The organism is Pseudomonas sp. FYR_2 (assembly GCF_043106425.1).
Taxonomy (GTDB): domain Bacteria; phylum Pseudomonadota; class Gammaproteobacteria; order Pseudomonadales; family Pseudomonadaceae; genus Aquipseudomonas; species Aquipseudomonas monteilii.
This window is the reverse complement of record NZ_JBICMM010000051.1, coordinates 66,671-85,868: the sequence shown is the minus strand read 5'-3', so window position 1 is coordinate 85,868 and position 19,198 is coordinate 66,671. Positions and strand designations below refer to the sequence as shown.

Annotated in this window: 19 protein-coding genes; 10 read left to right on the top strand and 9 right to left on the bottom strand. The window is 63.9% G+C overall.

Features of this window, described 5'->3' with window-relative positions; translation table 11 throughout:
• Positions 1 to 6 precede the first annotated feature (6 nt).
• Positions 7 to 2,313 carry an acylase gene (locus tag ACF8R4_RS22820; protein ID WP_182408730.1) on the bottom strand — a complete coding sequence of 769 codons (2,307 nt, stop codon included), beginning with the start codon at positions 2,311 to 2,313 and terminating at the stop codon, positions 7 to 9.
• Positions 2,314 to 2,509: 196 nt separating this feature from the next.
• Here ACF8R4_RS22820 and ACF8R4_RS22815 point away from each other — a divergent pair, with 196 nt between their 5' ends.
• A complete protein-coding gene (locus ACF8R4_RS22815) occupies positions 2,510 to 2,884 on the top strand; it encodes a hypothetical protein (protein ID WP_060499009.1) in 375 nt (124 codons plus the stop codon).
• 36 nt (positions 2,885 to 2,920) lie between these two features.
• On the opposite strand, the gene ACF8R4_RS22810 is transcribed toward ACF8R4_RS22815, so the two are convergent.
• Positions 2,921 to 3,109, bottom strand: a complete 189-nt coding sequence (locus tag ACF8R4_RS22810) for a hypothetical protein (protein ID WP_003248064.1) — start codon at positions 3,107 to 3,109, stop codon at positions 2,921 to 2,923.
• 151 nt (positions 3,110 to 3,260) lie between these two features.
• Here ACF8R4_RS22810 and ACF8R4_RS22805 point away from each other — a divergent pair, with 151 nt between their 5' ends.
• The 4 genes from ACF8R4_RS22805 to ACF8R4_RS22790 all read left to right on the top strand — a co-directional run bounded on the left by ACF8R4_RS22805 (position 3,261) and on the right by ACF8R4_RS22790 (position 5,685).
• The gene (locus ACF8R4_RS22805; protein WP_060499008.1) at positions 3,261 to 3,719 is read left to right on the top strand and encodes a hypothetical protein; all 459 of its coding nucleotides are present in this window, start codon (positions 3,261 to 3,263) and stop codon (positions 3,717 to 3,719) included.
• Positions 3,720 to 3,969: 250 nt separating this feature from the next.
• Entirely contained in the window at positions 3,970 to 4,350 is a 381-nt protein-coding gene (locus ACF8R4_RS22800) for a Mor transcription activator family protein (protein WP_060499007.1), read from the top strand.
• A 61-nt stretch (positions 4,351 to 4,411) separates the two neighbouring features.
• Positions 4,412 to 5,056 (top strand): DUF2589 domain-containing protein, encoded by a 645-nt coding sequence (locus tag ACF8R4_RS22795; protein WP_060499006.1) that lies wholly within the window; start codon positions 4,412 to 4,414, stop codon positions 5,054 to 5,056.
• A 74-nt stretch (positions 5,057 to 5,130) separates the two neighbouring features.
• On the top strand, positions 5,131 to 5,685 hold the full coding sequence (locus ACF8R4_RS22790; protein ID WP_060499005.1) for a DUF2589 domain-containing protein: 555 nt from the start codon (positions 5,131 to 5,133) through the stop codon (positions 5,683 to 5,685).
• An 18-nt stretch (positions 5,686 to 5,703) separates the two neighbouring features.
• Here ACF8R4_RS22790 and ACF8R4_RS22785 read toward each other — a convergent pair whose 3' ends face one another.
• Genes ACF8R4_RS22785 through ACF8R4_RS22775 form a run of 3 tightly spaced genes read right to left on the bottom strand, consistent with a single transcriptional unit; the run spans position 5,704 to position 11,820 of the window.
• Positions 5,704 to 9,378, bottom strand: a complete 3,675-nt coding sequence (locus tag ACF8R4_RS22785; protein ID WP_392493515.1) for a translocation/assembly module TamB domain-containing protein — start codon at positions 9,376 to 9,378, stop codon at positions 5,704 to 5,706.
• On the bottom strand, positions 9,375 to 11,117 hold the full coding sequence (locus tag ACF8R4_RS22780) for an autotransporter assembly complex family protein (protein ID WP_060499003.1): 1,743 nt from the start codon (positions 11,115 to 11,117) through the stop codon (positions 9,375 to 9,377). Before ACF8R4_RS22780 ends, ACF8R4_RS22785 begins: the two co-directional genes overlap by 4 nt.
• Positions 11,118 to 11,169: 52 nt before the next feature.
• The gene (locus tag ACF8R4_RS22775) at positions 11,170 to 11,820 is read right to left on the bottom strand and encodes an N-acetyltransferase (RefSeq protein WP_019097051.1); all 651 of its coding nucleotides are present in this window, start codon (positions 11,818 to 11,820) and stop codon (positions 11,170 to 11,172) included.
• 162 nt (positions 11,821 to 11,982) lie between these two features.
• Between ACF8R4_RS22775 and xthA the strand changes: the two genes are divergently transcribed.
• On the top strand, positions 11,983 to 12,795 hold the full coding sequence (gene xthA, locus ACF8R4_RS22770) for an exodeoxyribonuclease III (protein ID WP_392493512.1): 813 nt from the start codon (positions 11,983 to 11,985) through the stop codon (positions 12,793 to 12,795).
• A 61-nt stretch (positions 12,796 to 12,856) separates the two neighbouring features.
• On the opposite strand, the gene ACF8R4_RS22765 is transcribed toward xthA, so the two are convergent.
• Complete coding sequence (locus ACF8R4_RS22765; protein WP_060499001.1) at positions 12,857 to 13,609, bottom strand: anti-sigma factor; 753 nt, start codon at positions 13,607 to 13,609, stop codon at positions 12,857 to 12,859.
• Positions 13,606 to 14,127 (bottom strand): sigma-70 family RNA polymerase sigma factor, encoded by a 522-nt coding sequence (locus ACF8R4_RS22760; protein WP_392493510.1) that lies wholly within the window; start codon positions 14,125 to 14,127, stop codon positions 13,606 to 13,608. Before ACF8R4_RS22760 ends, ACF8R4_RS22765 begins: the two co-directional genes overlap by 4 nt.
• Before the next feature lie 123 nt (positions 14,128 to 14,250).
• On the opposite strand from ACF8R4_RS22760, the gene ACF8R4_RS22755 reads away from it, so the two are divergent.
• From ACF8R4_RS22755 to ACF8R4_RS22740, 4 genes are all read left to right on the top strand, one after another.
• Positions 14,251 to 15,303: a catalase family peroxidase gene (locus ACF8R4_RS22755; protein ID WP_104834816.1), complete on the top strand. Its 1,053-nt coding sequence runs from the start codon at positions 14,251 to 14,253 to the stop codon at positions 15,301 to 15,303.
• A complete protein-coding gene (locus ACF8R4_RS22750; RefSeq protein ID WP_104834817.1) occupies positions 15,300 to 15,833 on the top strand; it encodes a cytochrome b in 534 nt (177 codons plus the stop codon). The genes ACF8R4_RS22755 and ACF8R4_RS22750 overlap by 4 nt, the downstream gene beginning before the upstream one ends.
• Before the next feature lie 82 nt (positions 15,834 to 15,915).
• Positions 15,916 to 17,121, top strand: a complete 1,206-nt coding sequence (locus ACF8R4_RS22745) for an MFS transporter (protein WP_104834819.1) — start codon at positions 15,916 to 15,918, stop codon at positions 17,119 to 17,121.
• Between the two features lie 81 nt (positions 17,122 to 17,202).
• Positions 17,203 to 17,748 carry a cupin domain-containing protein gene (locus ACF8R4_RS22740; RefSeq protein WP_003248033.1) on the top strand — a complete coding sequence of 182 codons (546 nt, stop codon included), beginning with the start codon at positions 17,203 to 17,205 and terminating at the stop codon, positions 17,746 to 17,748.
• A gap of 50 nt (positions 17,749 to 17,798) precedes the next feature.
• On the opposite strand, the gene ACF8R4_RS22735 is transcribed toward ACF8R4_RS22740, so the two are convergent.
• A complete protein-coding gene (locus ACF8R4_RS22735; protein ID WP_060498996.1) occupies positions 17,799 to 18,398 on the bottom strand; it encodes a 2-hydroxychromene-2-carboxylate isomerase in 600 nt (199 codons plus the stop codon).
• A 30-nt stretch (positions 18,399 to 18,428) separates the two neighbouring features.
• Positions 18,429 to 19,160 carry an SDR family oxidoreductase gene (locus ACF8R4_RS22730; protein WP_105947693.1) on the bottom strand — a complete coding sequence of 244 codons (732 nt, stop codon included), beginning with the start codon at positions 19,158 to 19,160 and terminating at the stop codon, positions 18,429 to 18,431.
• Positions 19,161 to 19,198: the final 38 nt, after the last annotated feature.

Sequence of the window (19,198 nt, the reverse complement as noted above, 5' to 3'; positions counted from 1 at the left end):
CATGCCTTACTGCTGAACCACGGCCCCCTTGTCCCGCTCACTGATCACCACTTCCCGATACTCTGGGTCAGCCTTGATCTGCGCTTCGGTAAACGGAATCACCGCCAGCTGCTTAGCGGCGAACGCCTTGGTCTGGTCACTGGCATGCGCCGAAGCTGCTTCGCTTGACTGGGAAAACGCCAGCAACCCACGAGCCTCTGGCCCCTTGTCGGTAAAACTGACCAGTTGCAGGTAGCTGGTACCACTCACCACCAGCCGCTTGCCCTGCCCGTGCGGCACACTGTACATCGCGTTATACACGCCCAGCGCCTGCGGGCCACCCGGCACCGGCGTGCCATCGAGCGCCTGCTGTACCTGCCCCCAACGCGCCTTACCCGCCACGCCGCTTTCATTCACCTGCTTGAGCGAAGCCAGCGCAGCCTCGTGCACCAGCTTGCTCACGGCCGCTTGCTCTACTGCCAAGCCTCGCGGGGTGTGCTGCGGATCGGCCGGGTTAAAGGCCACCCGCCAGCTTTCCGGGTGTTCGGCCAGGGCATTGAACAGGTTTTGGAAGTGCACCAGGCCAATGCCGCTGTCCAGATCAGCCTTGCCATTCCAGGCCGCCAGGCTGCTGCAGACGGCTTGCACATCCACGCCTGCGCCCTTGCACCACTGCAGCAGATCTGGCAGCACCAGGCTGGCCAGGTAAACCTCGTCGTCGGTCACCATGCGCTGCAGGTCATCCACGCCCAGCTTTGCCGTGCCCTGCAGACGTTGCAGGGCAAAGCGCCCACGCATGCCCAACGGCTGGTCATTGCGGCTGACCAACGGTGAATAACCGGTCAGCGGCTGGGCCGGGTTGGCCATCCAGGCCGGGTCGTTGGAGTTCTGCACGAAGTCCTCGCGCTCAAGGCTCGGCAGCAGTCGCGCCGGAAAAATACCCGGTTGCGCGGCCTGCGCATCGACCTTCCACTGGCATGCGCTGCGCGAACCATCCAGCACCACCAGGCGCCCCTGCCCCTTCGGGTTACTGCAGGCGTCCAGCAGTGGCTGATCCACGTAGGGCACCACCGACTGGTTCAGGTACAACGCACGCCCGCCTTGGTCCACCGCCAGGGTATTGACCCATGGGATGCCTTGCAGTTGCTCGACTGAGCCTTTCAACGCGGCCAGGCTGTCGGCACGGTTGATCTGGTACCACTGCTGCAGCACCCGGGTGTTGTCCAGGTTGGCATCACGCAAGCTGTAGGCCGCCTGCGCATCCCAATCCAGGCGCCCAGGCCACTGCACCACCGGGCCGAATTGCGAGCTGTAGACCTGCCGTTCCACCTGGCTCACGCTGCCATCTTCGGCCTTGACCGCAACACTGACGGTTTGCCTCACCAGTGGCAGCGACTTGCCATCGAGCAGGTAGCGGGTCGGGTCTTTGGGATCGAGCTGCAAACGGTACAAGGTGAAGTGATTTGACGTATCGACGGTGTGCGTCCAGGCCAGGTGCCGGTTGAACCCGATGTTGACCACCGGCAGGCCGGGCAATGCGGCGCCCATGACATCAAGCTGGCCGGGGATGGTCAGCTGCATCTGGTAAAAGCGCATGCCGCCCATCCACGGGAAGTGCGGGTTGGCCAACAGCAAGCCACGGCCATTGGCCGAACGCTGCGCGCCTACGGCCACCGCGTTGCTGCCGCGCTCCGTGGCAAAGCGCTCTTGCCTCGCCAGTGCGGTACCGAAGCCAGCCGGTGCCTGCTGGCTGGTCTGTGCAGGAGGTTGCGCCCCCGCCACCGCCTCGACGAACTGCCCGACGCCGCCTTCGGCCAGCAGCCGACGGGTCAGTTTGACCAGGTCCTCGCTACTGATGGGCCGCACCCACTCGCCATTGCCGCACTCGGCAGGCAAGCCTTGCCTGCGACGCTCAGCCAACGCCCGGTTGTAGCCGGTGGCATAGCCCTCCAGCAGCGCTTTCACCGGTGCGGGCTGCGCCTGCAAGTACGCACTGACCGCCGCCGGGCTGTTGAGCCAGGTGAAGAACAGGTCACTGGCCAGGTTGTCACGCTGTTCCAGGGTCTTGCCTTTGGCACCGAAATGGCGTGACCGCTCGCCGCTCACGGTCAGCACCTCGTTGGCCAGCAGGCACAAGTTGTCCTGCGCATAGGCGTAGCCGACACCATAGCCCAGACCACGCTCATCCTTGGCCACGATATGCGGCACCCCGTAACTGGTACGTCGGATCTGCGCACTGGCATCAAGGTTGGGCTGCGCCTGAACGGTAACGCTGAAGGCCACCAGCGCGGCGGCCAGGCCAGCGCAAGTCATGGGACGGGAAAGTGGAAACACGGGCACTCCTCGGGTTCGGGGGTCATCCCGATCAGACGAATGGCCAGATGAAAATTTTACGTATTACAAGGCGGTGGAACGTCTTGATGAGAAAGCGGCATTTTTTTCACGAGTGGGTTGCAGTTTTTGCGTTCTCATTCGTCCTAGTAAGTGAGGCAACCACATTTCGGGTTCGTCCACGAAAAGGAGCATTCACATGCACAACCCGCAACCCTCGATCCAGGCTGGGCGCGTCCCAGGCAAAGCGCCCAAGGGACAGGGCATTTTTGCCGAGGAACGCACCGGCAACGAACAGATCCGCGAACTGCTGCGCACCTTTGGCCTGCGTACCAGCCTGATTCGCCTCAAGGTGATCGACGCCTTGCACGCCGCAGACCGAAACGGCCGCAGCATTGGCGTGCGCGGTGTGCACGCCCAACTGGAACAGCTGGACATCCCGCTGTCGTTTCTCAGCGTGCGCGAAGTGCTCAAGCGCCTGTGCGCCGAAGGCGTCATTCAGCTGGGCAGCGACAAGTGCTACAGCCTGAACCCTCAGGCCCGCGCCGTGCTGGAGCAAACACCGCTGCGCTGAGCGTATGGCCGGCCAGACCTGGCCGGCCCGCACAGGTCAGGGCTTGACCTTGCGCCGCAGGATGCCATTGATCACCACGACCACCACCGCAATGGCAATGGCCAGCATCTGGAAGGTCTGCTCACTGATCGTGCCCTGCTTCTGCAGGTGGGACAGGCCCAGCATCAGACCCAGTACAACCAGGATGATCAAAAGGGAATATTTCAGGCGCTGCACGTGTGTCATCGAAGGTTCCTTGCAACATCAGGGGCAAAAGGCTCGCAACGGGCCGCGGCCATGATACAACGGCCACCGCCCCCGGCGCTGCATTTCCTGCTGGGTGGGGCGGGGTCAGCCTGAAAGCATGAGGCTCCCAAGCACCCAAGCCGGAGTTACCATGTACAAACCCCTGCTGTTCACTTCGCTGTTTCTGACCCCCTTTTCCCTTCATGCACTGGACACCCGGCAAACACCCGCCGAGCACCTGCTCGAACTGGGGCGCGAGCTGGCCGCCCATGCCGGCAGCAGCCAATGGCAACAACTGTGGCAACGCGTGCGCCAGGCCGGGTACCTGCAGGCCAATGCGGCGCCAGTCCATTTCAGTGTGCCAGCGGCCCGGCTACCCGACCTGGCCCGGCAAACCCTGACCCAGGCCGATCAGGTACAGGCTCAGCGCCAGACCCAGGCCCTGTACCGCCGCCACTTTGCGGGCCAGGTCATCGGCCAGCGCAACGGCCAGCCCCTGCATGCGCTGTGCCTGCTGGTTGACTGGCGCACATTGCCCCAGGACATGCGCGCCACCCCTCAAGCCTACCTGAGCAGCGCCAGCTTGCTGAACAGCTATCCGTGCGAGTGAAGGTTACCGGACACATCCGCAACAATCGGCGTGATCAGATGAGAAATCACCAGTCCCCGCCAAATGTCGATGCCATTTCCTACAGCACCGGATAACGCTGCCTGCAAAACCTGTTCACCGAAGCTACAACTCCCAACCCATATGCCGCCTAGCGACGTGCCTTGGCAGTCGCACAGAATTTGCTCACACCTTCGACATAACGCCGCGGGTGATCGGGTCGCACATCCCACCCATCCCGAAGGAGCGCCATATGCAAACGCCAGACTTGAGCCAGATCGATATCAGCCAACTGCCCCACTCGCTACAGGCCCTGATCGACTGCATCGGCATCGAAAACGCCTACCAGCTGACCTGCGCCTTTGGTGGCAGGCCCAAGTACATCCCCAAGCACCGCGAGCGTACCAAGCTTGCCGACGTGCTGCCGACCGATGCGCTCGATGCGTTGATCAAGCGCTTTGCCGGGGTCGCCCTGGAGATCCCCAAGGCTGACCACTTCCTGCGCCAGCTGCGCAACCAGCAGATCCAGAAGGAAAGCGCCAACGGCCTGTCCCGCAGCCTGTTGGCCAACAAATACGGCCTGAGCCTGCGCCAGATCGGCAACATTCGGCGCCAGGAGCCTTGCGCTCGCTGACGCCACTGCACCATTGCCGCCACTGGCGGCTTCCTTACCCCACGAGAAAGAGCATCCCGATATGTCGATAGACAACAGCCTTATTGGCTCGGTCATCAACGCCCTGCCGATGGACCGCATGATCGCCGGCCCCCTGCAGGCCATGGTCCAGGCGCAGGTAACCGCCAGCAAATCGTACGCCGACTTCCTGATGCAGGTGTGCGTCCAGGATGGCAAGGCAGTCGCCATCCAGTTCGACTACGACGAAACCATCGTCGACGAACAGGGCGAATACAAAGGCGTGGTCAGCAAGACCATGAAAGTGCCGCTGCTGGCTGCCATTACGCACCCGAATATCTCGATCGAAGAGGGCAATGTAGAGTTCGAACTGGTGATCAACCAGATGTCGGAGGATACATCCAGCAAGGACATGAACGCAGAAGCGACCGGCTCACTGGGCTGGGGGCCGTTCAAGCTGAACGTGAAAGGCAGCGTCAGCCACAAGTCCACGCAAACCCGCAAGACGGATACACGCGCCCGCTATGCCTTCAACACCACCCTGAAGCGCCAGGAGCCGCCCGAAGCAATGATGAGGGTGATCGAGTTCCTGACGGACGCCGCGACCAAGCCAACCGTTGTCAGAACCGCTGAACTGCAAAGCCCGGACGAGATTTCTCAGGCCGATACCCTGAAAGGGCCAAAACCGGAAGGCCCACCGGCGCCGTGAGACGTTTGAGTGCCCCCATCAACCCCTCCTGCCCGCAACGGGAGGGGCATCACCTGGCTTGAGGAGTCGAATCGTTGCAAAAGCCCCCCGCCCCCATGACCTCCATCGACCTGCGCGAAATCACCCGTGGCCTGCAAGAAGCCGCCAGCGCCACCAACAGTTTGATTGCACAGCAGTACATCAACCTGTTCGACCAGTTTTTCGAGTGCGACACCGAGGCGTTGGGCGCTCCCATGAAGGCCAAGATGGTCGAAGTGGCGATGGACGGCCAGCACATCATGCGCGTTCCCCTGTTCGCTTTGGTGTCGCCCAAAGGCCTGGCCCTGGAGCGTATGCAGGTCGACTTGTCGGTGCGGGTCAAAGGCACTGAAGCGCAGCAGGCCCTGCTGACGGCGGGCGAGAACAAGGCCGCCAGCTTCAAGGTCACCATCGGCGGCCAGGGCCGTCAGGGTGACAGCCGTGACCCTGACGAAGTGCAGATACGCATGCAGTTCCAGGCCAGCGAACCACCCGAGGCCCTGAACCGACTGATCGAGGAATACACCAGCCTGATTGTCCCGGTACGTGTTCCCGATGCCCCGCCCTCGCCCGACACCAATGAATTCATCGAGGCAGCCACCGTCCGCTGACGACCGCCCCGTCCCCCTTCAGAAGTCGCGTTTGTAGAAGATGTCCAAAGAACTGGCCAACCCGCTGGCGGCTTCCAGGTACACTTTTTTGCTCAGTTTGTAGCGCAACGCAATGGTGTTGGCAGGCTCGAACACGCCTACGCCGTAACGCAGGCTCAACTTCTCGGTCAGGTTGCCGCTGGCGACCACGCTGGTTGTGTTGCCAGAACCCTCGGTATCCAGCTGGAAATCGTCAATCCCAAGGCTTGAAGCCAGGCTGCCGGTAATGCCGGCGCTACCGGCCAAGCCCAGGCCCAAGGCCGCTTCGGCGAGCATGTTGTTGTCTTCACCGGACGTGCCCAACGGGCGCCCCAACACCAGGTACGACAACGCTTGCTCTTGGCTCATGGCCGGTTCCGAGAACACTTTGGTGGTCGGCTGCTCGGCACTGCCGCTCAGGCGGATACCGGCGATTACATCGTCAACCTTGCGGATGGCTTCGATATCCAGATACGGCTGGTCAATCGGGCCGGCGAACAGCAACCGCGCCCGGCGGATGGTCAAGCGCTGGCCGTAGGCACGGTAGCGTCCGTCTGCCAGGCTCAGTTCACCACGGGTGTCGAGGTTATCGCCGATGTGTACATGGCCAAGCAGGTTGGCGGTGAGGCCAAAGCCGCTGAACGACAGCTTGTCGCGGCCCACTTCGACGTCAATGTCCATGGCCATCGCCATGGGCGGTTTGCCCTCTTCTGTCTGGTGGCCAACGATGACCGTGTCATCCGACACTTTGACGGTGGACGGGGGCAACTCGCGAACAGTGATCTTGCCCTTGGGCACCTGTACCTTGCCGGTAACCGCCAGCTTGTCGTCGATCAGGCGCAGGGTCAGGTCCGGGGCAACTTCCAGCGTGGCATAAGGCTCGACCGTGACCGGCAGTTGCTGGCCTTGCAAGCGCACGTCCATGCCCAGTGCTTGGCCCCAGGTGAGGTTCCCGCTCAACTGCCCACGCCCTGCCTCGCCACTGCGCCAGTTGCCGTTAAGCTGCACGTGCTCGCCGGCAATCAGCGCTTGCAATGACAGGTACTGAAGGCTGGCCGGCAGTTCGGCGCCGCTGACTTCGCCGCCACTGAGCATCAGGTTGCCGTTGACCTGCGGCGCCAGCAACGTACCGGAAAGCCGGCCACTGCCATTGAGCTGCCCGGCCAGCCGCTCGACCATCGGCACGAACGGACGGGCTACCGACAGGTCCAGCCCGGCCAGGCGGAAATCACCCGACAACGGTTTGTTTTTGCCCAACGGGTCGAGCCGGGCCGTGACGCTCAACTCACCCAGGCGCTCGCCGCGAAACGCCAGGCGCGTATCGACGCGCCGCGGGGCCAGTGTGCTGTCCAGGCGCAGGGCCTGGTAAGGGAAGTCGATCCAGCGGTCCTTGTCTTTCACACGCAGGGTGCCGCCACTGGCATCGACCACGACCGTACCCTTGGGGCCACTGGCCGGGATGTCCAGGTTGATATCAGCATTGAGCAGGCCTTGCCAGGCGAAGTCCTTCGGCAGCCATTGGGCCAAGCTGTCCAGCGGGAACTGCTTGAGGTGGTAGCGCAGACGCGGCTCGGGGGCCAGGCGCTGGTCATCACCACACAGGCTGGCCTGGCCGGAGCGCCAGCAATGGGCACCGAAATCCAACTGCCCACTGGCCAGGCGCTGAAGCCGTGCCGGCGCCTGCAACTGCCAGTCCTGGCCACCGGCCTGAATACGCCCACTGGCCAGGCGCCCTCGCCAGTCACCCTTGCTCAACTGGCCATCCAGCCCAAGGTCGAGCTTCAGTTGCGGGCCGTCCAGCGCCAGGGTCAAGGCTTGCTGGCGAATGTCACCTTTGCCGTTGGCCTGCAGTGTGCCCAAGGCGGTGTCGCCAAGCTGGATGCCTGTGGCCTTGAGTTCGATTACACCGCGCTGGGCGTTGTCCAGCCGGGCCTCCAGGCCCAGCTGCTGCAGGCGGTTTTCGGCCTGGGCCAACCGCTGGCCCTGCAAGGTCAGCGTACCTTGCGGGGCCTGCAAGGTGCCGGCGAGGTCCAGCCGGCCCTTGACCTGGCCTTGCAGCCTCGGCCACAACTGGCCCAGGCGCGGCAAATCGAGGTCGATACGCCCGGCCAGGCGCTGCTGCAGGCTGCCACTGCCGTTGATGCGGTTGTCACCCAGCTGGATAGCCAGTGCGCCGAGCGTCCAGCTCTGCCCTGCCCCCTGCGCCTCAGCCTTGAGCACTGCCGGCTGGCCACGCAGACGGCCTTTCAGGTCAAGTTGCGCGTCAAGGGCGAGCGCCTCGCCTTTCAGCTCGCCTTTGCTGCGCAGCGGCCCTGCCAGCGTGCCCGGCAGTTCGGCCAGCCAATAGGCAGGGTCGAGCGCCGAAAGCTGCAAGTCGACATCCCAGGCCAGCGTGTCGGCAAAGCGCACAGCGACACCGCCGGCGGCCTTGCCCTGGCCGGCGGTCAGCGCCAACTGCGGCAGCTTCACCTGGCTTAGGTCGCCTTCGAACGGGCTGGCCAAACTGAATGCACCCGCTGGGCCGTCAAGGTCGCCCTTGAAGGTACCCTGATAGTTGCCATCGCGATAATGCACCTGGGTATTGAAGGCCTTGAGGGTAACCTGAGGCGGCGTCTCCAATGGATACAGGCGCAACCACGGGAAGTCCTGCCAGTCCAGTTGCGCATCGGCGCTCAGGCCTTGCTGCCAGTCGGCCGTGGCTTGCAGCTTGAGCCGTTGGGTGTCGCTGGCGGTCAGGTCAAGCGCATCGAGCCTGGCGCCTTTACTGTCGACCAGGCCGGACAAGGCCAAGGCGATCGGCGACTGTTCAGCCGGCAGGCTGGCCGTACCCGACAGCTGATAACCCCTGAGCAAGTCGCCTTTGGCATCGAGCTTGAGCTGGTTCAACTGCAAAGTGTCAGGCAACGCGCCCGCCGGTTTGAATGCCTCGGAACGGATCTGCAAGGTTGCGGGCAGGTGCTCGGCCAACGCCTGCAACTGCCCGTTCAACGTGGCGTCGAGGTAACCGCTGCTGGTGCCTGCCAGCTTAAGGGTCTTCTGCAAATCACCCGTGGCGGTCAGCGCCAGCTGCCAGGGTTTGCCCTCTACTGCCGGTAACTGCAGCTGTGCCTGCAGTTGCAGCGGCCAGTCACCCTCGGGCTGCAGGTCACCCTGCAGGGTCAGTTTCAGGTCATCGCGCTGCAGGTGCAGGCTGTCGATGCGCATGCCGGTGCTGGTCCAGTGTGCCGCCAGTTGCAAGTCGCCCAGCAGGTCACTGCCGTCCAGCCGCAGTTGGCCGACCTTGACCTCACCCAGTTCGATGGCCAACGGCAAGCGCAACGCGGGCAGCTGCAGCGGGCCGCTGTCGGCCGGTTCGGCACTGGGTGCGAAGGCCATGTCGATGCGCTGCGCCTGCAACTGGTCAATGCACAGGGCGGAACGCATCAGGCACGCTGGCGACCAGGCCAGCAGCGGTGCCTGCACCTCTACTGTGCTGCCACCATCGGCCCAGCGCAGCCTGCTGGCCTGCCAACTGCCCGCCAGGCGCCCCTGAAAATCAGTTACTTCAAGCCCGGGCACCTTGCCCAGCGCCCAGCGGCTGCCTGCCTCGGTGCCCACCAGCAGGCCCAGTGCCAGACCCAGGCTCACGACGACCCCGAACAGACCCAGCAGAATGTATTTGGTCACACGTTTCAAAGCTCAGGCCCCATGGAAAAGTGCAGGCGAATGCCCCCTTCGTCATCCAGCGCCTTGGCCAGGTCCAGGCGCAGCGGCCCGACCGGCGACACCCAGCGCACACCAAAGCCCACCCCGGTCTTGAGGCTGGGCAGCTCCAGGTTGTTGAACGAGTTGCCTTGGTCGACGAACGTTGCAAGCCGCCACTTCTCGGTCAGCGAATACTGGTACTCGACACTGCCGGCCACCAGGTAGCGCCCGCCGATACGGTCACCGTCGCTGTTCTTGGGCGACAGGGTCTGGTAGTCGTAGCCACGCACGCTCTGGTCACCACCGGCGAAGAAGCGCAGCGACGGCGGGATGTTGTTCTTGAAGCCATTGGTTGCACTGCCGCCGAACTGTACGCGGCCGAGCAAGCGGTGGTTGTGGCCGAGCGTGGTCAGGCCCTTGAGCAGCACGTTGCCATGCAACAGGTTGGTGTCGGAAACCAGCCCTTCCTTGGCCCCCTGTACATCGAACTGCAGGCGGTAGCCGTTATGCGGGTCGATACGGTTGTCACTGCGCAGGAAGGAATAGCTGACGCCCGGCATGAGCAAGTTGCTCAACCCAGAGTCGTCACCCAGGCGATATTCCTCGCGCTGGTACTTGAGCGATATCACCCGCTGCCAGCCACTGGGCAGCTTGCTGTGCCACTCGGGGCCGACCGTCAACAGTTTGCTGAGGGTGTCGGTACCGGCAAGTTCCTCGTTCTGGTAGCCACCGGCGAAGCGCAGCTTGTCGGTCAGCGGCGGGTCGAGGGGAATGTCGTACCACAGGCCAACGTTCTGCCGCGGCGCCGACAGCTCGGTTTCCCAGCCGTAGCTGTGGCCCTGTGGGTTAACCCAGTGGCGAGTCCAGTTGGCCTTGCCGCGTGGCCCGACGTCGGTCGAGAAGCCCAAGCCCAGGCCCATGGTGCGAGGTTTGCGGGTTTCCAGGCGCACATCCACAGGGACTTCTTCGCCCACCGCGGCGGTGGGTGCTGCATCCACGCGCACACCTTCAAAATAGCCGCTCGACTGCAAGTCATTGTTCAGTTCGGCGATCAGTTCAGAATCGTAGGGAGTGCCCGGTTTGAACGACACCATGCGGTGCAGCAGGTCGTCGTCCAGTGGCGTGTCGCCACCGAAGGTGACGGCACCCAGGCGATAACGCGGGCCACTTTGGTAGACCAGTTCGATATCGGCCACGCCGGCTTGCGGGTCGACCGCCAGGCGCTGGCGGGTAAAGCGGCCGCTGAAGAAGCCGTAGCGTGATGCCTGGTTCTGGATCAGGCGTTTGGCATCCTCGTAATGGCCATGGTTAAGTTGTTCCCCAGCACGCAATGCCTTGCTGTCGGGAACGCGGAAGGCCTTCATTTCGCTGGCCGGGCCGTCGATGCGCACGGTCACGTTACGCAAGCGAATCGGCTCGCCGGGGTTAATGCGGATGATCAGTTGCGGGGAGTGGTCAGCGTCACTGGCGGGCTTGACCTCGGTATCGATTTGCGCCTGATAGTAGCCAAGTGCCTGCGCGGCTTTGCGCGCCTGCTCCTCTGCCCCGCGACTGAAGCGCAGAAGCGCTTCTTCATCGCGGTCACCCAAAGTGCCTATATAGCCTTCGACATTGGCCTTGAGCGCCTTGTTGGCCGGTTTTACCTTCACCAGCAACTCGCTCTGGCCCCATGCTGCGAAACTGGCGGCCCAGAAAACCAGGCCCCAGGTCAATCTTCCTGAATACGTCATGCGGTGAATGCTACCAGAGCCAGGCGCTCAAGGGAGCCGCCTGGCAGCCTGTTCAGGCAAAAGCGGAATTTGAAGAGACCGGATTCGGATGGAAGAACACCCTTTCCCGGATGGGGCCTACAGCCACTTCGCCAATTTCCTCATAACCCTGACGCTGGTAAAAGGCCAGGTAATGCTCGTTTCCGGTGTCCAGCACCACACCCTGGGTACCAGGGTCGTCCGCGCACCAGTCGTGCACCGCTTGTAACAATTGCTCACCGTAGTGCTTACCCTGAAACTGCGGGTGTACGCCCAGCAACGGCAGTACATGCACTTGGTCGGTGGGCAGGCAGGTAGCCAGTGCGGCCTGGTAGTCCATGTAGCGCCGCGTGCAGCGCGGGCCCGTACCCAGGATCATGCGCAGGCGCCAGGCCCAGCTGTCGGCCACGCCCAGCCGGCGCAGCGGCGGCACGATCAGTGCCAGGGCGATCAGGCGGTCCTCCACCAGCAGGCCGATGGCAGGCAACTGCAGGTAGAAATGCTGGCGCACCCATTCGCGCACCATCACCCGCAGGCGCCGCTCATACCCTGGGCGCTGGGCCTCGAAAATATATGCAAAGGTGGGTTCATGGCGGTAGGCGTTATACAGCAGCGAACGCGCCTCGCGGCTGTAACCATCATCAAGCAGGCAGACACGGGCCGGGGCGGCGTTGGTATCGGGCATTGCGGGCAGACCTCCTGGAATGGGCGTACGGTGCCTTGGAGGTGCCCCAGCGCGCTTCGTTCACCCCCAACAGCACGTTAGCAGTAGGTTCGCCTGGCCGCCACGCTGGTGATGACGAGCGATGTCGGCTAGCATCGCGCCTTTTACCGGGATTATCTTTCCATGAAGATCGTCTGTTTCAACATCAACGGCCTGCGGGCCCGCCCGCACCAGCTGGCGGCGCTGATAGAAAAGCACCAGCCGGACGTGATCGGCCTGCAGGAAACCAAGGTCAGCGACGATCAGTTCCCGCTGGCCGACGTGCAGGCATTGGGTTACCACGTGGACTACCACGGCCAGAAAGGCCACTACGGCGTGGCCCTGCTGTCGCGCCAGGCACCGCTTAGCGTGCACAAAGGCTTTGCAACCGATGAAGAAGACGCCCAGCGCCGCTTTATCTGGGGCACCTTCGCCGATGCCGATGGCAACCCGATCACCATCATGAATGGCTATTTCCCCCAAGGCGAAAGCCGCGACCACCCCACCAAGTTCCCGGCCAAGCAGCGCTTCTACAGCGACCTGCAGGCACTGCTGGAGGACAAGTTCCGTAACGACCAGCCGCTGCTGGTGATGGGCGACATGAACATTTCGCCGCAGGACTGCGATATCGGTATCGGCCCGGACAACGCCAAGCGCTGGCTGAAGACCGGCAAGTGCAGCTTCCTGCCGGAAGAGCGTGAGTGGATGGAGCGGTTGAAAGGCTGGGGGCTGGTCGACAGCTTCCGTCACCTTTACCCGGATGTTTCCGACCGCTTCAGCTGGTTCGACTACCGCAGCCGTGGTTTCGAGGACGATCCCAAGCGTGGGCTGCGCATCGACCTGATCATGGCCTCGCAGCAACTGGTGCCACGGATCAAAGCGGCGGGTGTGGACTATGAACTGCGCGGGATGGAAAAGCCGTCGGACCATGCACCGATCTGGCTGGAGTTGAACTGACCTAAAAGGCTGCACTGGGGCCGCTGTGCGGCCCCGGCAATTTTGACGGCGAAGCTGATCTTCACAAACCCAGCCGCAACGCCTCCCCCACCCTCGCCCCGCGCACATCGTCCGCCGCGCTGACCAGGGCAAAGTTGTAAGCCCCATGCGACCAATACCTTGCCTCCAGCTGACCATCGACCCGCTGCCCGTCCGGCATGCGCCGATAAAGCTCGCCCGGTGAGCGCAGGAACAGGCTGATGCGCTGGCCTTTGCCATCTTCAAACACCAGCAGGGCCGCCGGCCCCTGCTCGTTGCTGAGCAAGCGAGCGCCTACTGGTTTGAAACCATAGCCCGCCAAATCCGGCAATTGCCCCACGCGATTGAAATGTCGACCCAGCCAGTCGCGCAACTGCCCCGGGTCGCTGGCCTGGATATCCAGCGCCTGACTGTCGGCAAACAAGCGGTGCGCCTGGACGGCATCGGCCATGGGCAGGTCGACCCGCGCCAGCGTGGCATCGCGCACTTGCCAGCCGCCCAGCCCTCCCACTCCCAACGCCAGCATAACCACCGCCGCCGTCGCCCAGCGCCGCTGACGACGCTGACGCAATTGCCGCCGTAACTGCCCAAGGTCCAGCTGCGCGGCCCCGGGCATTTCGCCAAACCCGGCCAACGCGGTACGCAGCCGGCGGCCATCGGCACGCCAGCCCTCTACCCGCTCTGCAGCCTGTGGGTTGGCCACCAGCCAGGCCTGCACCTCGGCCCGGCGCACAGGCCCAAGGCGCTCATCGACGTAAGCGTGCAATTCGTCTTCGCTGGGGATCAGGCGCGTCATTTCAGTCTCCGCAAGGCCGGGGGCTGCGGGTTGCCCTCGGTCAGTTCGCGCAAGGCATTGCGCGCGCGCGACAGGCGCGACATCACAGTGCCGATGGGAATGCCCAAGGCCTGGGCAGCCTCCTTGTAACTCAAACCTTCGATGCTGACCAGCAGCAACAGGGCGCGCTGCTCTGCCGACAGCCGGGCGAACGCCTGCAGGTCGGCATGGGCCAGGACGATGGCTTCGAGGTTGTCGCCAACCGGCTCGTCGTCGCGCTCGGCGCGGCCAAACCAGGACAACCAGCGCGCATGCAGGCGCTCGCGGCGTTTACCGTCGAGAAACTGCCGATAAAGAATGGTGAACAGCCAGGCGCGCAGCGCATCAGCATCGCGTTGCTGGTCACGCCGGCTCAGGGCCCGCTCGACCGTGGCCTGCACCAGGTCGTCGGCTCTGCCCGGCTCGCGGGTCAGCCACACGGCAAAGCGGCGCAGGCGGGTCAGCAGCTCGCGCCACTGGTGGTCGTCCAGATCGTGCATGGCAAAGTCCCGGCCTTTGAAGTTGTCAGTGTAAAAGGCAGACGCCTGGCGGCAAATTCTATTCCCGCCGAGGGAATAAGTTTTTCCCTGAGCCGTCGTACCGGCACATTCCCCAACCGGACGATGACCATGAACTCACCCTTGCACGGCCCGGCCAAAGCGTTGCGCTTGGCTGCCATCGGCGCCGTGATGCTGGCCGCAGGCGCCGGCTTTGCCTATGCCGCCGGCTGGCTCGGCGAAAGCCGGCTGACGCCGCAGCGCATCATCGACACCTTCGAAGCCCAGGCCGGGCATTACCCGGGCTATCGCAAGAACCACGCCAAAGGCCTGTGCGTCAGCGGCTACTTCCAGGCCAGCGGGCAGGCCGCCAAGCTGTCCACGGCGCGAGCATTCAGCCAGTCGCGGGTACCGGTGATCGGCCGTTTCGCCATCGGCGGTGCCAACCCGTTTGCCCCGGACACCGGCATTCCGGTACGCAGCCTGGCGATCCAGCTGAGCACCGACGACGGCCAGGTCTGGCGCACCGGCATGAACAACCCGCCAGTGCTGGCGGTCAGCACCCCACAAGAGTTCTACGAGCAAGTACTGGCGGGCGCACCAGACCCAACCACCCACAAGCCAGACCCCGCCAGGCTGCAGGCGTTCTTCGCTGCCCACCCGCAAAGCGCGGCATTTCGCCAATGGGCGGCCAGCTACAAGCCCAGCGACAGCTTCGCCAGCACGCAATACCACAGCATCAATGCCTTCCGCCTGATCGACGCAGCCGGGGTGGCCCACCCGGTGCGCTGGCAGCTAGAGCCACAAGCCGCATTTGCCGCGTTGCCCGCCCAAGTAGATGACAAGCAGTTCCTGCAACACGACCTGCAGCAACGCTTGGCCCAAGGCCCGCTGCGCTGGACGCTGCGCCTGGTGCTGGCCGACCCGGGCGATGCAGTGGACGATCCTGCCCGCCCCTGGCCCACCGAGCGGCGCAGCGTAGACGCCGGCACCCTGGTGCTGGAGCAGGTCGACGCTCCGGAACAAGGGGCCTGCCGCGACCTCAACTTTGACCCGCTGATTCTGCCGCACGGCATCGAGGCGTCAGGCGACCCGATTCTCGCCGCCCGCTCCGCCGCCTATTCGGAATCGTTCAATCGCCGCAGCCGTGAATCGCTCAGCACCGGAGCCCAGCCATGAGACCCGAAGCCTTCCACCCGTTCGCCCGTTTGCTGCACTGGTTGATGGCCGTGCTGATCCTGGCCATGTTGTTCATCGGCGTAAGCATGGTCGCCGACCTGTCGCCGCGCCACCCCGTGCTGGTCAGCCTGCACAAGGCCACCGGCCTGGCCCTGTTGGTACTGGTCGTGCTGCGCATCGCTGTACGCCTGGCCGTGCCTCACCCGCCGCTGCCGCCGGCGCTGCCGACACTGCAGCGCCGGGCCGCCGGGGCCTCGCACCTGTTGCTCTATGCCCTGATGCTGGCCATGCCGTTGCTGGGCTGGGCCATGCTGTCGGCCGGCGACTACCCTCGCCCGCTGGGCTTGCCCGCCATCGCCCCGCACAACCTGCAGTTGTATGCCGTGCTGCGTCAGGCCCATGGCTGGGCCGGCTACCTGCTGTTCGCCACGGTGCTGGTGCATGTGGCGGCGGCTTTGATGCACGCATGGGTGCGCCGCGACGGCGTGTTGCGTAGCATGTGGCCTGGCCCCCTGCGTCGCAACGACTGACCGGCAGCAGCCCAGGGGCTCGATAAACGATAATTATCCTTAATATGGCCGGCTTTCACTTGCCGCACTACCTGGACTGCCCATGAACGTCGCAAAGGACTCTGCAACCCTTCTACCTGCCAGCACGCTGGACTTACGCCCACTGCTGCTGGCCAACATGGCCTGTACCATGTCGATGATGGCCTTCGTCTCCCTGATCGGCCCGATCGCCCGCCAACTCGGCATGGCCACCTGGCAGGCCGGCGCCGCCGTAACGGTGGCCGGCGTGGTCTGGGTGCTGCTGGCACGGCCCTGGGGCCGGGCTTCAGACCGCCTGGGCCGCCGGCGCATTCTGTTGCTGGGCACTGCCGGATTCACCCTGGCGTACTGGCTGTTGTGCCTGTTCGTCGAAGGCGCACTGCGCTTCATGCCGGGGGCGACCCTGGCCTTCTTCGGCCTGATGGTCGCGCGCGGCTGTATCGGCGCTTTCTATGCCGCCATCCCGGTGGGCTGCAACGCACTGATTGCCGACCATGTCGAGCCACAGCGACGCGCGCGCGCCATGGCCTCGCTAGGGGCGGCCAACGCTGTCGGCCTGGTGGTGGGGCCAGCGCTGGCTGCGCTACTTGCGCGGCATAGTCTGAGCCTGCCATTCCATATCATGTCGCTGCTGCCGGCCAGCGCCTTCCTTGTGCTGCTGTTCACCCTCAAGCCGCAGGCACTGCCCCACAGCCACGCCCCCAGCCCGGTGCGGCTGGGCGACCCACGCCTGCGTCGGCCCTTGCTGGTGGCGTTCAGCGCCATGCTCAGTGTCACCGTGTCGCAGATCGTCGTCGGTTTCTTCGCCCTCGACCGCCTGCACCTGGGCCCGGCAGAAGCGGCCCAGGCCGCCGGCATCGCGCTGACTACCGTGGGCGTGGCACTGATGCTGTCGCAGATACTGCTGCGCAAGCTGGAATGGCCACCGCTGAAGATGATCCGGGTAGGCGCCACGCTTTCGGCCATCGGCTTTGCCTGCGGCTCGCTCGCGGCTACCGCACCTTGGCTATGGGCGTGCTACTTCGTCGCGGCAGCCGGCATGGGCTTTGTCTTCCCGTCGTTCTCAGCGCTGGCGGCCAATGCCATGCAGGCGTCTGAACAAGGCGCTACAGCCGGCTCCATTGGCGCGGCACAAGGCATGGGCGCCGTGTTCGGGCCACTGGCAGGTACCTTGGTGTATGCCCTCGATCCGCGCTTGCCATTCCTGGCCGTGGCCGTGCTGTTGTTGCTGGTCGGGTTGTGGCCAATACCGCGTGAACAGCGGCTTTGACAAGCACAGCGCGCAAGCGCGCAGAGTGTGTTTTAATGCGCATCGCTCATTATTATTGACACCTCTGATTACAAGGCGGCTATGGACACGGGGACGCGACTCAAACTGGTGCGTGAACGCAACAACCTCTCCCAACGGGAACTGGCCCGTCGCAGCGGGCTGACCAATTCGACGATCTCGCAGATCGAGCAGAATCGCGTCAGCCCTTCGGTCAGCTCCCTGAAAAAACTGCTTGAAGGCATTCCCATGAGCCTGGCGGAGTTTTTCAGTTTCGACGAGCCGGTGCGTGAAGAGCGCTACGTGTTCCGGGGTGGCGAACAGCCCGACCTGGGCCGTAACGGTCTGCGCATGTTGCTGGTCGGTGCCAGTGTCGAAGGCCGACAGATGCGCATGCTGCGTGAACTGTATGCCCCCGGCGCCGACTCGGGCGAGCCGATCGTGCATGCCGAGGGCGAAGAATGTGGCCTGGTCACTCGCGGCACCGTGGAGCTGTGGGTCGATGGCCAGGTCAGCGTCCTCAACTCGGGCGATGGCTACTACATTCCCACTACCCTGCCGCACAGTTTCAAGAACATTGGCCCGGACGAGGCCGAGATCATCAGCGCCAACACTCCGGCGAACTTCTGACTGTTCGATGTGTGGGGGCTTGCCCGCCCCCACAGTGATAGCGGCAGCTTTCACGTTGTGTGCAACAGCGCTTCCTCGACAAAGTCCAGGCGGTCCTGCCCAAAGAACATCGCCTCACCCACAAAACAGGTCGGCGCACCAAACACCCCACGCGCCACAGCCGCCTCGGTCGCCTGCTTGAGCGCCGCCTTCACGTCACCGTCAGCCGTCAGTGCGTGAAAAGCCTGTGGATCGAAGCCTGCCGCTGTCAGTGCTTCATCCAGAACGGCGCTGTCGCCCAGGTTACGCCGCTGCGCCCACAGCCCATTGAACAGCGCCGACAGCAATGGCTCGAACCGCTCCGGTGAATGCAGCTGGGTGCCCATAACGCCGCGCATCAAGCTCAGCGTATTGACCGGGAACCCCGGCGGCATGCCGAACGGCACGCCATAACGTGCGGCAAAGCGCGCCAGGTCGGTGAACATATAGCGGCCCTTGGCCGGGATCATGGCCGGCGAAGCATTGCCAGTCGCTTGAAACACCCCTCCCAGCAGCATTGGCCGGTAGCGCAGTGTGGCCCCCTGGCGAGCGCACAGGCCCGGCAGTTGCGTCCAGGCCAGGTAGCTGGCCGGGCTGCCCAGGTCAAAATAGAAATCGACAGTGTTGTGCATGGGTTTCGGTCCTTGCTGGGTGAGAGGGGCTTACCAACGTTCCATCCAGGGGCGCAGGTCCAGTTCGAATGTCCAGGCGTCTCGCGGCTGGGCGTGCAAGAACCAGTAGCTGTCGGCGATGTGCGCGGGGTCGAGAATGCCATCCTGGTCCTTGAGGGCGTAACGCTCGGGGAAGCTGTCACGGATGAAGGCCGTGTCGATGGCCCCGTCTACCACCACATGCGCGACATGAATATTCCGTGGCCCCAGCTCGCGCGCCATGCTCTGGGCCAGGGCACGCAAGCCATGCTTGGCCCCGGCAAAAGCGGCGAACCCGGCTGCACCACGCGTGCCAGCGGTGGCGCCAGTGAACAGAAGGGTGCCACGCTCACGTTGGACCATGCGCCGGGCAACTGCTTGAGCCGTGAGAAAACCGGCAAAGCAGGCCATTTCCCAGATCTTGAAGTACTTGCGCGGGGTTTCTTCAAGGATGCTGCAGGGAACATTGGCACCGATATTGAAGACAAACGCCTCGATAGGGCCAATATCACGTTCGATAGTCTCCACCAGCGCGGCCACTTCATCCTCCTTGCGCGCATCAGAACCAAACCCATGGGCCTGGCCACCGGCAGCGCGTATTTCCTCCAGCAGCGGTTGCAGTTTTTCGGCCTGGCGCCGGGTCACGCAAGCGACATAACCCTCGCGGGCAAAGCGCTTGGCAATCTCACCCCCAGTGGCGTCGCCCGCACCAATCACCAGCACTACTTTTTGTTGTTCTGCCATGCCTGCTTCCATTGGTGAATGATCGTTTAGTAAACGAA

Coding starts and splice junctions, on each gene's coding strand:
- ACF8R4_RS22815 (WP_060499009.1), top strand. CDS start 2,510: ATGCACAACCCGCAACCCTCGATCCAGGCTGGGCGCGTCCCAGGCAAA.
- ACF8R4_RS22810 (WP_003248064.1), bottom strand. CDS start 3,109: ATGACACACGTGCAGCGCCTGAAATATTCCCTTTTGATCATCCTGGTT.
- ACF8R4_RS22805 (WP_060499008.1), top strand. CDS start 3,261: ATGTACAAACCCCTGCTGTTCACTTCGCTGTTTCTGACCCCCTTTTCC.
- ACF8R4_RS22800 (WP_060499007.1), top strand. CDS start 3,970: ATGCAAACGCCAGACTTGAGCCAGATCGATATCAGCCAACTGCCCCAC.
- ACF8R4_RS22795 (WP_060499006.1), top strand. CDS start 4,412: ATGTCGATAGACAACAGCCTTATTGGCTCGGTCATCAACGCCCTGCCG.
- ACF8R4_RS22780 (WP_060499003.1), bottom strand. CDS start 11,117: ATGACGTATTCAGGAAGATTGACCTGGGGCCTGGTTTTCTGGGCCGCC.
- ACF8R4_RS22775 (WP_019097051.1), bottom strand. CDS start 11,820: ATGCCCGATACCAACGCCGCCCCGGCCCGTGTCTGCCTGCTTGATGAT.
- xthA (WP_392493512.1), top strand. CDS start 11,983: ATGAAGATCGTCTGTTTCAACATCAACGGCCTGCGGGCCCGCCCGCAC.
- ACF8R4_RS22765 (WP_060499001.1), bottom strand. CDS start 13,609: ATGACGCGCCTGATCCCCAGCGAAGACGAATTGCACGCTTACGTCGAT.
- ACF8R4_RS22760 (WP_392493510.1), bottom strand. CDS start 14,127: ATGCACGATCTGGACGACCACCAGTGGCGCGAGCTGCTGACCCGCCTG.
- ACF8R4_RS22755 (WP_104834816.1), top strand. CDS start 14,251: ATGACCATGAACTCACCCTTGCACGGCCCGGCCAAAGCGTTGCGCTTG.
- ACF8R4_RS22750 (WP_104834817.1), top strand. CDS start 15,300: ATGAGACCCGAAGCCTTCCACCCGTTCGCCCGTTTGCTGCACTGGTTG.
- ACF8R4_RS22745 (WP_104834819.1), top strand. CDS start 15,916: ATGAACGTCGCAAAGGACTCTGCAACCCTTCTACCTGCCAGCACGCTG.
- ACF8R4_RS22740 (WP_003248033.1), top strand. CDS start 17,203: ATGGACACGGGGACGCGACTCAAACTGGTGCGTGAACGCAACAACCTC.
- ACF8R4_RS22735 (WP_060498996.1), bottom strand. CDS start 18,398: ATGCACAACACTGTCGATTTCTATTTTGACCTGGGCAGCCCGGCCAGC.
- ACF8R4_RS22730 (WP_105947693.1), bottom strand. CDS start 19,160: ATGGCAGAACAACAAAAAGTAGTGCTGGTGATTGGTGCGGGCGACGCC.